This window comes from Actinomadura gamaensis (genome assembly GCF_042652125.1).
Lineage (GTDB): Bacteria > Actinomycetota > Actinomycetes > Streptosporangiales > Streptosporangiaceae > Spirillospora > Spirillospora gamaensis.
Window position 1 is genome coordinate 564,441 of sequence record NZ_JBHSIT010000005.1, and the last position, 11,032, is coordinate 575,472.

Below are 11,032 nucleotides of genomic sequence, written 5' to 3' on the forward strand. Positions count from 1 at the left end.
AGAACAGAACGGGAGAGCAGAGATGACCGAGACCTCCGAGACGTCCGCGGGCTTCCGCGAGCGCGGCTGGTGGCGGGACGAGACCTTCCTCGACGACCTGCGGCGGCACGTGCGCGACACGCCGGGCAAGACGGCCGTCGTCACCCGGCGCCAGTCCGACGGCCGCACGTTCCGGCTCGACTACGCGCGGCTCGCGGCGGCCACCGACCGGTGCGCGAGCGCCCTGGTCGAGCTGGGGCTGCGGCCCGGCGACGTCATCGCGGCCCAGCTCACCGACCGCTGGGAGCTCGCCGCGCTCACCCTCGCCTGCATGCGCGCCGGGGTCGTGTACTGCCCCCTCATGAAGACCTACCGGCGGCGCGAGCTGGACGTCATGCTGCGCGTCACCGAGGCCCGCGTCCTGGTCACGATGGCCGAGGACGACGGCGACCGGCTCGGCGAGCTCGGCGCGGAGTTCGCCGCCGAGCTGCCGTCCCTGGAGCGGGTCTTCGTCGCCGACGGCCCCGGACCGGACGGCACCGAGGAGTTCGAGTCGTTCTTCTTCGGCACGCCCTGGGAGGAGCGGCACGGCCGCGAGCTCGACGCCCGCGAGCTCGGCCCGGACGACCCGTACCTGGTCCTGTTCACCTCGGGCACGACGAGCGAGCCCAAGGGCGTCCTGCACAGCCTGAACACGCTCTACGCGGCCGTGCGCGGCGAGGCCGACGCCTTCGGGCTCGACTCCTCGCTCGTCATGTACACCACCGCGCTGTACACCCACTACACCGGCGTCGTGCAGGGCATGCTGATGCCGCTGATGCTCGGTGGGACGATGGCCTTCCAGGACGCCAAGGACCCCGGCGACGCCCTCGACCTGATCGCGGAGCACGGCGTCACGTTCTTCTACTGCGCGCCGTTCTACCTGCTGAGCATGATCGAGACGCAGCGGGCGGAGCCGCGCGCCGTCCCGTCGCTGACCTGGCTCGTCAGCGGCTCGGCCCCGATCCCGCCGTACTTCATCGACGACGTCCGCGAGGTCTTCGGGCTGCGGCTGTACTCGCTGTGGGGGATGACCGAGAACGGCCCGGCGACGATCACCCGCGCGACCGACCCCGAGGACTGGGCCGCGCACAGCGACGGCAGCCCGATCGCCGACACCGAGCTGCGCATCGACCCGGTCTCGGAGCGCACCGACGGCGAGGGCGTGCTGTGGATCAGGGGCCCGACGCAGTGCCTCGGCTACTACCGCCGGGACGACCTGTACGCCGCCGAGCTGGACGGCGACGGCTGGTTCGACACTGGGGACCTGGCCCGTCCGGACGGCCGGGGCGGCATCCGCATCACCGGCCGCGCCAAGGACATGATCCTGCGCAACGCCAACATCGCGCCGGTCACCGACCTGGAGGCGATCATCGGACGGCACCCGGCCGTCGGCGACGTCGCGGTCATCGGCCTGCGCGACGAGCGCGAGGACGAGACGATCTGCGCCGTGGTCACCCCGGCCCGTCCGGGCGCGGCGGTGACGCTGGAGGAGCTCCAGCGGTCCCTGGACGAGGCCGGCATGACCAAGGCCTACTGGCCCCGCCGCCTCGAACTGCTGGACGACATGCCGCGCACCGCCACCGGCAAGATCCGCAAGTCCGCCCTCCGCAGCCGCTACGCCCTCCCCGCCCCGCCGTCCTGAGCGGCGGAGCGAGGCGGGGGCGAGGGGCGAGGCGGGCGCGCGGCGAGGCGCGAGGCGGGCGCGCGGCGGCGGGCGAGGCGGGCGCGCGGGTCAGGTCACGACGCGGACGCGGGTCAGCCAGCGGTTCAGTTCCAGCAGGTAGGAGAGGCCGATCGCGGACGTCCTGGCGGTGATCGGCCCGGGCAGCGTGTCCAGCTCGGACGTCACCGCCGTGCGGACCTTCCGCCGGTCCATGAGGTCGAACAGCGGGGCGTCCGGTTCGTCCAGGAGATCGAGGACCAGGCCTTTCAGGCGGCTCACGTAGGCCGGGTCCCGGCTGGCCGGGTAGGCGCTCTTCGGGCGGTTGACGATCTCGTCGGGCAGCAGGTCGGCGCAGGCGCGCCGCAGCAGCGCCTTCTCCGTCCCGCCGGCCGCCTTCAGCTCCGCCGGCACGTTGAACAGGTACTCGGCGAGCCGGTGGTCGGCGAACGGGACGCGCACCTCCAGGCCGACGGCCATGCTCATCCGGTCCTTGCGGTCGAGCAGCGCGCCCAGCCAGCGGGTGAGGCCGAGGTGGAAGACCTCGCGCTCCCTGCGCCGGGCGGCGTCCTCGCCGTCCAGCCGGGGGACCTCGGCCAGCGCGTCGCGGTAGCGGTCGGCCTCGTACTCCTCCGGCCCGATCGCGCGCCTGACCTCCTCGCGCAGCAGGTGCTGCGGCTGGCGGCGCCCGTACATCCACGGGAAGGACGGGTGGCCGACGAACCGCTCGTCGATCTGCCAGGCGTAGCCGCCGAACATCTCGTCCGCGGACTCGCCCGACAGCGCGACCGTGCAGTGCTCCCGGACGGCGCTGAACAGGTGGTGGATCGAGGTGTCGAGGTCGCCCCAGCCGGGCAGGTCGCGCGCCGCCAGGCCGCGGTCGATGCCCGCGACCAGGCTGTCCGTGCTGACCTGCGTGACGAAGTGCTTGAGGCCGAGCCGCTCGGCGACGAGCTTCGCGTACGGCTCGTCCGGGCTCGGCCGCCACGAGTCGCCGCCCGGGCTCGCGGGCGCGGGGACGCTCACCGAGTGGCTGGTCAGCTCGCCCTTGAACTCGCGGGCCGCCATCGCGGTGATGGCGCTGGAGTCGATGCCGCCGGACAGCAGCGTCCCGACCGTGACGTCCGCGACGAGCTGGCGGTGGACGATGTCGGTCAGCAGCGAGCGGATCTCGTCCGTCGTGGTGGCGAGGTCCGCGGTGTGCGGACGGGCCTCCAGCTCCCAGTACCTCCGTTCCCGGCAGCCGGACGCGTCGGAGATCAGCAGGCAGCCCGGCCGCAGCTCCCGCATCCCCCGGTAGACCGCGTGCCCGGGCGTGCGCGCCCGCGGGACGGCCGTCAGCTCGGCGATCCCTTCGAGATCCACCTCGGCGGCCATCTCGGGATGCGCCAGCAGCGCCTTCGGCTCCGAGCCGAAGACGATCCCGTCGCCGAGCCGGGCGTAGTAGAGCGGCTTGATGCCGAGGCGGTCCCGGACGAGCAGCAGCCGCTGTTCCCGCTCGTCCCAGATGGCGAAGGCGTACATGCCGTTGAGCCGGTGGACGAGCTCGGGCCCCCACTCCAGGTAGGCCGTCAGCAGCACCTCGGTGTCGGAGCGGGTGCGGAACGACCAGCCCGCCGACGCCAGCTCGTCCCGCAGCTCCCGGAAGTTGTAGATCTCGCCGCTGAACGTGATGACGGCCTGCCCGCCGCCGCGTCCGGTCCGGGCCATGGGCTGCCGCCCGCCCTCGATGTCGATCACGGCGAGCCGCCGGTGCCCGAGCGCCGCGCGGGCCGACAGCCAGAGGCCCTCCGCGTCCGGTCCGCGCGGGGCCTGCGTCCGGGTCATGGCGGACAGGGCGGGACGTTCCTGGCTCAGGTCGCGGATCGGGTCGAACCATCCGGTGATGCCGCACATGCGCAGTCCTCCGGTCGTCGTCTCGGCGTCTCGTCGCGGGGGGTCAGGCGGAGAGGAGGTGGTCGTGGGCGAAGGCGAACAGCCGCGGCAGCCCGGCGTCGACGAACTCCCAGTCGTGGCCGCCGGGCCGTTCCTCGTACTCGTGCGGGACGGCGGCGGCCGACAGCGCGTCCCGCGTCCTGCGGTTCATGGCGATCATCCGGTCGTAGTCGTCCAGCCCGACGTCGAGGCGGACCGCGAGCGGGCGCCCGGCGTCCCGGTTCCGGATCAGCGCGTACGGGTCGTAGCGCCGCCGGACCTCGCTTCCTGGCGGCCCCCACACGCGCTCGTGGTCCCGGACGGTCGGCATCGCCAGGTTCCGGTCGCTGCGGAAGCGCTCGTACGGGTCGCCCTCCCGCAACGGCGCCTCGAACGCGCCGGCGCTGCTGCACACGACCGAGAACACCCCGCCGTGCCGCAGCGCCTGGAACAGCGCCGCCGCACCGCCCATCGAGAACCCGCCGACGCCGCGCCCGTCCCTGGACGCGACGGTGTTGAACCGCGCGTCGATCTCCGGGACGACCTCGCCGACCAGGTGGTCCTCGTAGCGGCGTCCGCGCGCGTCGTTGATGAACCAGGACCGTCCGGACTCGGGGAACACCAGGATCAGCCGCCCGGAGTCGACCAGGCCGGGCAGCCGCCCGCACCGGAGCCAGGTGGTCCGGTCGCCGCCGAACCCGTGCAGCAGGTACAGCACCGGGAACGGGCGCCCGGTCGCGGAGTAGCCCGGCGGCAGGACGACGGTCACCGCCTTCTTGCGGCCGATCGACGCGCTCCGCCAGGTCTCCGTCAGCACCTTCACCGCGCGTCCCGCCTACGACCCGGCCAGCCCGCGCCGGTCGATCTTCCCCGTCCCGGCCAGCCCGCGCCGGTCGATCTTCCCGGTCCCGGTCAGCGGCAGCGCGGCGACGACGTGGAACCGCTCGGGGACCATGTAGCGCGGCAGCTCGGCCAGGCAGTGCCGCCGCACCGGCCCGAGGTCGAGCGGGGGCGCCTCCGGCACCACGTACGCCTCGACGGCCCGGTCGTCGGGGCCGTCGCCGACCACCACGCACGCGGCCTCCCGGACGTTCCCGGCCGCCGACAGCACCGCCTCGATCTCGCCGATCTCGACCCGGTGGCCGCGGATCTTCACCATGTCGTCCTCGCGTCCGAGGAACACGTGGTTCAGGTCGTCGTCGAAGCGGACCAGGTCGCCGGTCCGGTAGGCGGCGAGCGGCTCGGCGCCGGCGCGCGGGATCAGCACCGTCCTGGACGCGGTGAGGTCGTCGTCGCGCCAGTAGCCGAGCATCACCGAATCGCCCGCGACGCACAGCTCGCCGGTCCGTCCGGGCGCGGGGTCGAGCGGGCGGCCGTCCCTGTCGACGACGAACGCCGTCGCGTACGGGCAGGGACGTCCGATCGGCACGGGCCGCGTGCGGTCCGGCGCGACGTCCGACGGCCGGACGGCGTGGAACAGGCACACGTTCGTCTCGGTCGGGCCGTACAGGTTGTAGAGGGCCGCCTCGGGCAGGCGCGCGCGCAGTTGCCGCAGGTGCGGCAGCGGGAACGGCTCGCCCGCGAAGAGGACGACCCGCAGCGGCGACCCGGTCAGCAGGTCCGCGTTCTTCGCGGCCAGCATCCGGGTCAGCGCGCCCGGCACCGAGTACCAGACGGTGACGCCCCGGTCGGCGACGAACCTGTTGAGCGCCCCGCCGAGCCCGACCTGGCTCTCCGGCACCAGCACCACGCAGCCGCCGGCGGCGCACGTCGCGAACAGGTCCAGGATCGACAGGTCGAAGTGGAACGGCGCATGGCCGGCCACCCGGTCGGCGGGGGACAGGCCGAACTCCCCGACCGCCCACTCCACGAACGCGCGGGCGTTCCCGTGGGACAGCGCGACGCCCTTCGGCGTCCCCTTCGAGCCGGACGTGTGCAGGATGTACGCCGGGTCGTGGAGGCCGACGCGCGCCGGGACCGGATCGTCCGCCGGCGCGACCGACGAGTTGTTCGCGGACCCGACCGGCGGGTTGTTCGCGGGCACAGCTCGCGGGTTGTTCGCGGGCGCGACTGCCTCGTGCCAGGGGATGACCGAGGCGTGCGGCGCGGAGCTTCCGGAACCGATGGACACGATCGGGCAGGTGAACTGCTCGCGCAGCCACTCGACGCGATCGTCCTCGGCGATGACGCAGGCGACGTCGCAGTGCGCCAGGATGTGGCCCGCCCGGTTGAACGGCGCGCTCGGGTCGATCGGGACGTAGACCGCGCCCGCCTTCAGGACGCCGTGGATGGCGACGACCGACTCGATCGACTTGCGCGCCCACAGGCCGACCCGGTCGCCGGTCTTCACCCCGTCGCGGAGCAGCGTGCGGGCGAGGGATGAGCTGCGCGCGTCCAGCTCGCCGTAGGTCATCGTCCGGTCCCGGTACTCGACGGCGGGCGCGTCCGGCCGCTCGGCCGCGTGGCGGCGCAGGTAGTCGCCGAGGGCGCTCACCGCCCGTCCTCGCTTCCGCCGCCGTCCGCGCCGCCGTCCGCGCCGCCGTCCGCGCCGCCGTCCGCGCCGCCGTCCGTGCTCGTGTCCGGCCAGGTGACGCCGAGCTTCCCGGCGATGACCACGCGCTGCATGTCGGACGTCCCGGACGAGATCGTCATGCCCACGGCGTCCCGGAGATGGCGCTCGACGCGTCCGTCGGTCGAGTAGCCGAGGGCTCCGTACAGCTGCGTCAGGCTGGTGAGCATCTCGACCGCGGTCTCGCTCACGTAGAGCTTGCCCGCCTCGGGGAAGATCGTCGTCCGGGGGCGTTCGAGCTCGGCCGCGGCGCGGTAGAGCAGCATGCGGGACAGCTCCCAGCGGATCCGCATGTCGACGATCCGGTTGGCGACCGACTGGAAGTGCCCGATGTGCCGGCCGAACTGGCGGCGACGGCGGCAGTGGCGCAGCGCCTCGTCGAACTCGCGCTCCAGGACGCCGAGCCACGGCGCGAGCAGGAGGGAACGTTCCCACGCCATCGTGCGGCCGAAGACGAAGCCGCCCTGCTTCTCGGCCCCGAGCCGCCGGGACGCGGGAATCCGGCACGCGTCGAGGACGAGTTCGCCCCACCGGGCGGTGCGCAGCCCCATCTTCTCGCCCTGCTCCTTCACCGACACGCCGACGTCGCCGCGCTCGACCAGGAACGCGGTGACGCCGGTGAAGCCGAGGTGCCGTCCCACGGTCGCGTACACGACGAACAGGTCGGCGACCGGCGCGTTCGTGACGTAGAGCTTGCGGCCGGTCAGCCGGTAGCCGTCGCCGTCGCGCTCGGCGGTGGTGGTGAGCGCGAGGGCGTCGGAGCCGCTGTCCGGCTCGGTCATCGCGTTGGCCCCGATGAGCCGTCCGGAGGCGAGGCCGGGCAGGTAGCGGCGCTTCTGGTCCTCGTCGCCGAACTTCCACACCGGGACCTCGGCGGCCAGCACGTGCGCGCCCATCGCCATCATGAGGCCGTTGTCCGGGCAGCCGTACCCGAGGCCCTCCATCGCGCTCGCGTACGCGACCGGACCGCGACCGGACCCGCCGTACTCGGGCGGCAGGAGCAGGCCGAGCAGGCCGTGTTCGGCGCAGAGGAGCCAATCGTCCCGGCCGAACTCCCCGGTCCGGTCGCGTTCCGCCACGTCCTTGCCCAGCGCCCGTTCGCCGAGCCCGCGAAAATCCCGATAGAGGTCGTCCCGCCGGTCATCCCATTCGAATCGCATGGCTCTCCGATCGGCCGATTCGCGGGAGCCGGGTACGCCGGACCCGGCTCGGCCGCACCGGCCGCAGCCCATTGTCCATGAGACATCCGATCTTGAAAAGGGTGAACTTTGGGCAGGTGGCACCCGCCGAACGGCTCCGGATGATCTCTTGCACAGCTCAGATCGCTGTCGTACGGTACGGACCGTCAGCCACCCGCGGTGGAAATCGATGCGGCTCGTGAACGGTCCCGGCCGGTTCGCCCGGGAGCGCCGGGACTCCGGGCGGACGAGGCCGGCGGCCCGGGCCGCCGCCGCGCGGCGCGCCGTCGCCGGCGTCGCCGGACGGCCATTCCGGCGTCCTTTCCGCCCTTTACCGCTCGCATAGCGAATTCCCGAGGACGACGCCTGCGGAAGAGGTAATGCTGTGGATCGTGCCAAGGACCCGGATCCGGACGCGGAGCTCGCCGCGGCGGTCAAGGACATCATGATCGGCGTGCTCGACCTGGGCGTCGACCGCTCCCGGCTCGACGACTCGGTGTCGCTCTACTCGCCGTCGGTGGGCCTGGACTCGCTCAGCCTGCTGCACATCCTCGTGCAGGTCGAGGGCCGGTTCGGCATCGAGATCGACGACGAGGACGTGATGGCCGCCGAGCTGAGCGACGTGGGCAGCCTGGTGGAGATGATCCGGAGGGCCGTCGACGGGAACAGGGTGGGCGAATAGCATGCGCGAGGTCTTCCACTTGGACGCGGACCAGGTTCCCACGCATTGGTACAACGTCCTCGCGGATCTGCCGATGGAGGTTCCCGCCCCGCGATCCGCCCCGCGATCCGGCCCGCGGTCCGACCCACGGTCGGGCCCATCCGGTAATGGCGTGAACGGGAACAATGGAAATGGTCAGCCGCGAGAACGCGGCCCTTTGCGGCCGCAGTTGCCGCTGTCCATGTACCGGCAGAGCATCGGCCGGAATCGTTTCGTCGAGATACCCGGACCCGTCCGGGCGGAATACCAGCGCTGGCGGCCGACACCGCTCTACCGCGCGTCCCGATTGGAAAAGGCGCTCGACACCCCCGCGCACATCTACTTCAAGTACGAGGGGACGAGCCCGTCCGGCAGCCACAAGATAAACACCGCGCTGGCGCAGGCTTACTATTACGCCCAGTCCGGAGTCAAGGAGATGGTGACCGGCACGGGAGCGGGCCAGTGGGGCACCGCGCTGTCGATGGCCTGCCATCCGTACGGCATGGAATGCACCGTGTTCATGGTGCGCTCCAGCCACCGGCAGAAGCCTTACCGGGGCACGCTCATGCGGCTCAACGGCGCCCGCGTCATCGAGAGCCCGAGCACGGAGACCGAAGTGGGGCGGGCGGCCCTGCGCGCGGACCCCGACTCGCCGGGCAGCCTCGGGATCGCGAACGCCGAGGCCATCGAGTACGCGTCCGGACGCCCCGGCGCGCGGTTCTCCATCGGCAGCGGCGAGAACCACGTCCTGCTGCACCAGACCGTCATCGGCGAGGAGGCGCTGCTCCAGATGGAGAAGGCGGGGGAGTTCCCCGACGTGGTGATCGCGGCGATGGGCGCGGGCAGCAACTTCGCCGGAATCGCCTTTCCGTTCTACCGCGCGGCGTCCGCGGAGAATCGCGGCACGCGGTTCCTGGCCGTCGAACCCGACGCCTGCCCCAAGATGACCCGGGGCAGTTATCTCATGGACTACACCGACTACTCGGGCGTGACGCCCATGGTCAAGATGTACACGCTCGGGCACACGTTCACGGCCTACCACATCCACGCCGGAGGGCTGCGCTACCACGGCGCCGCGCCGATCGTCAGCGCGATGTACCACGAGGGCCTGGTGGAGGCGGCGTCCTACGCCCAGAGCCGCGTCTTCGAGAGCGGCGCGGCGTTCGCGAAGGCCGAGGGGCTCGTGCCCGCGCCCGAATCGGCGCACGCCGTGGCCGCCGCGATCGACGAGGCGGTGCGGGCGCGCGAGGAAGGGCGTGAGCGCGTCATCCTGTTCGGCCTCAGCGGCCACGGCCTGCTGGACCTCACCGCCTACGAGACGCACCTCGCCGGGGAGACCGTCGATGTCGTCCCCAGCGACGAGCAGATCCAGGCGTCCCTGCGTCCGCTCCTCGAATCGACCTAGCCGCCGTCCCGGACGGGCGCGACGCGGTTCGACTCCGGCTCGCTCGCGGTCGCTCGCGGCTCAGCCCCGGCTCCAACCCGCCTCGAACCCGCCTCGAACCCGGCCCGAACTTGCTTCGATCGCGGTTCGGTCAGCTCGCCCGGTGCGCTCCCGCCCCGGTGTCCACGTGCGTCGAGGACGCGTGCGCGATCCGGGCGGTGGCCTCCGCGGGCGACGTCGGCTCCGGCTTGGCGGCGGGGTAGATGCCGAGCTGCTCGGCCGCGGTCAGCGCCGCGTGGTAGTCCGGCACGAGCCCGAACGACGTCGGCGCCGGACGGGTCAGGGCGCGCATCACCCAGTCGGAGGCGAGCCGCGCCTGGTTGCTGACCGACTCCAGCGACATCAGGTGGTAGGCGCTCGCGACCGCCTTGGCCGCGAACCCCGCCAGCGGCACGTGCATCGGGCTCGCGACGCCCTTCCAGCCGCCGAGGTCGGCGACCATTCCGAGGTCGTGGTGCCGGTAGGGACGCGCCTCGCCGTACCCCAGCGACGCGGCGATGTTGCGGGCCAGCGCGGGCCCCTGCCGCATGGCGTGCTGGGCGCTCTGGGCGCAGATCGTGCCGGGTTCGCCCGTCAGGTCCGGGACGGCCGCGGCGTCGCCGAGGGCGAACACGTCCGGATACCCGGGCACGGCCATCTCCGCCGTCACCTCCAGGCGTCCGCGGTTGGTCGGCAGCCCGAGCCGCTCGATCAGCGGGCTGGCGGACACGCCCGCCGTCCACACCAGCAGGCGGCACGGCACGCGGGTGCCGTCGGTGAGCGTCACCGAGTCGGCCGTCACCTCCTTCACCGACATGCCGAGCCGCACCTCGACGCCCTGCGCGTTCAGCGCCTCCAGCGCCTTGCGGGGCAGGTCGTCGCCGAGCTGCGGCATGACCGAGTCGGCCATGTCGAGCAGGATCCACCGGGTGGCCAGCCGCGGCGCGGCCTCGGCCGCCAGGCGGCGCGCCTGGGCGATGTACTCCGACCCGGCGAGGCCCGCGCCGACGACGATGAACGTGGTGAGCGCCTCGCGTTCGGCCTCGTCGTCGGTGGTGGCGGCCATGTCGAGGTTCGCCAGGACGCGGTCGAACAGGTAGACGGCCTCGACGATCGTCTTGAACCCGTGGGCGTGCTCCTTCAGCCCCGGGATGTCGAAGATCCGGGTGACCGCGCCCGGCGCGAGGACGAGCCGGTCCCAGGCCAGCTCGCGGTGGCGGTCCAGCGGGTCCCGGACGGTGACCGTCTTCCCGTCCAGGTCGACGTCCACGACGCTGCCGCGCAGGAACCGGGTGCGTCTCAGCGTGCGCAGCGACACCGCCACCGAGGCGGGGTGGACGCGTCCGCCCGCGACGTGCGGGAGCAGCGGAGTGTAGAGGTGGTAGTCCTTCGGGTTCACCACGACCAGCTCGGCCGCGTTCCGGGGAAGCAGGCGCTGAAGCGTTCTCAGGCAGTGGAATCCCCCGAAACCCGCCCCGACAGCGACGATTCGAGTCATACACGTGGGTGTCCCCGCGCCGCGGGACCGCACGCGACTCCGCCCCGCACGCGGACACGGCCCTGAAGA

8 protein-coding genes are annotated in these 11,032 nt (G+C 72.7%); 3 read left to right on the forward strand and 5 right to left on the reverse strand.

Annotation, left to right across the window (positions count from 1 at the left end):
* Positions 1 to 22: 22 nt before the first annotated feature.
* Complete coding sequence (locus tag ACFPCY_RS20255; protein WP_378257345.1) at positions 23 to 1,663, forward strand: AMP-binding protein; 1,641 nt, start codon at positions 23 to 25, stop codon at positions 1,661 to 1,663.
* Between the two features lie 90 nt (positions 1,664 to 1,753).
* Here ACFPCY_RS20255 and asnB read toward each other — a convergent pair whose 3' ends face one another.
* The 4 genes from asnB to ACFPCY_RS20275 are packed head-to-tail and all read right to left on the reverse strand — an operon-like array spanning position 1,754 to position 7,324.
* Complete coding sequence (asnB, locus tag ACFPCY_RS20260; protein ID WP_378257347.1) at positions 1,754 to 3,577, reverse strand: asparagine synthase (glutamine-hydrolyzing); 1,824 nt, start codon at positions 3,575 to 3,577, stop codon at positions 1,754 to 1,756.
* Positions 3,578 to 3,620: 43 nt separating this feature from the next.
* Complete coding sequence (locus tag ACFPCY_RS20265) at positions 3,621 to 4,418, reverse strand: alpha/beta hydrolase (protein ID WP_378257349.1); 798 nt, start codon at positions 4,416 to 4,418, stop codon at positions 3,621 to 3,623.
* A gap of 12 nt (positions 4,419 to 4,430) precedes the next feature.
* A complete protein-coding gene (locus tag ACFPCY_RS20270; RefSeq protein ID WP_378257351.1) occupies positions 4,431 to 6,089 on the reverse strand; it encodes an amino acid adenylation domain-containing protein in 1,659 nt (552 codons plus the stop codon).
* A complete protein-coding gene (locus ACFPCY_RS20275; RefSeq protein WP_378257353.1) occupies positions 6,086 to 7,324 on the reverse strand; it encodes an acyl-CoA dehydrogenase family protein in 1,239 nt (412 codons plus the stop codon). Before ACFPCY_RS20275 ends, ACFPCY_RS20270 begins: the two co-directional genes overlap by 4 nt.
* Positions 7,325 to 7,727: 403 nt before the next feature.
* Between ACFPCY_RS20275 and ACFPCY_RS20280 the strand changes: the two genes are divergently transcribed.
* Both ACFPCY_RS20280 and ACFPCY_RS20285 read left to right on the forward strand, forming a co-directional pair.
* The gene (locus tag ACFPCY_RS20280; protein ID WP_378257355.1) at positions 7,728 to 8,024 is read left to right on the forward strand and encodes an acyl carrier protein; all 297 of its coding nucleotides are present in this window, start codon (positions 7,728 to 7,730) and stop codon (positions 8,022 to 8,024) included.
* Positions 8,025 to 8,097: 73 nt separating this feature from the next.
* Positions 8,098 to 9,447 carry a TrpB-like pyridoxal phosphate-dependent enzyme gene (locus tag ACFPCY_RS20285; RefSeq protein ID WP_378257525.1) on the forward strand — a complete coding sequence of 450 codons (1,350 nt, stop codon included), beginning with the start codon at positions 8,098 to 8,100 and terminating at the stop codon, positions 9,445 to 9,447.
* A 130-nt stretch (positions 9,448 to 9,577) separates the two neighbouring features.
* Here the strand turns inward: ACFPCY_RS20285 and ACFPCY_RS20290 are convergent, their stop codons facing one another.
* Positions 9,578 to 10,963 (reverse strand): NAD(P)/FAD-dependent oxidoreductase, encoded by a 1,386-nt coding sequence (locus ACFPCY_RS20290; RefSeq protein ID WP_378257357.1) that lies wholly within the window; start codon positions 10,961 to 10,963, stop codon positions 9,578 to 9,580.
* Positions 10,964 to 11,032 lie beyond the last annotated feature (69 nt).

What these genes read in the sequence shown, in the direction of transcription:
- ACFPCY_RS20255 (WP_378257345.1), top strand. Translation starts at nt 23, where the DNA reads ATGACCGAGACCTCCGAGACGTCCGCGGGCTTCCGCGAGCGCGGCTGG.
- ACFPCY_RS20275 (WP_378257353.1), bottom strand. Translation starts at nt 7,324, where the DNA reads ATGCGATTCGAATGGGATGACCGGCGGGACGACCTCTATCGGGATTTT.
- ACFPCY_RS20285 (WP_378257525.1), top strand. Translation starts at nt 8,098, where the DNA reads ATGGAGGTTCCCGCCCCGCGATCCGCCCCGCGATCCGGCCCGCGGTCC.
- ACFPCY_RS20290 (WP_378257357.1), bottom strand. Translation starts at nt 10,963, where the DNA reads ATGACTCGAATCGTCGCTGTCGGGGCGGGTTTCGGGGGATTCCACTGC.
- asnB (WP_378257347.1), bottom strand. Translation starts at nt 3,577, where the DNA reads ATGTGCGGCATCACCGGATGGTTCGACCCGATCCGCGACCTGAGCCAG.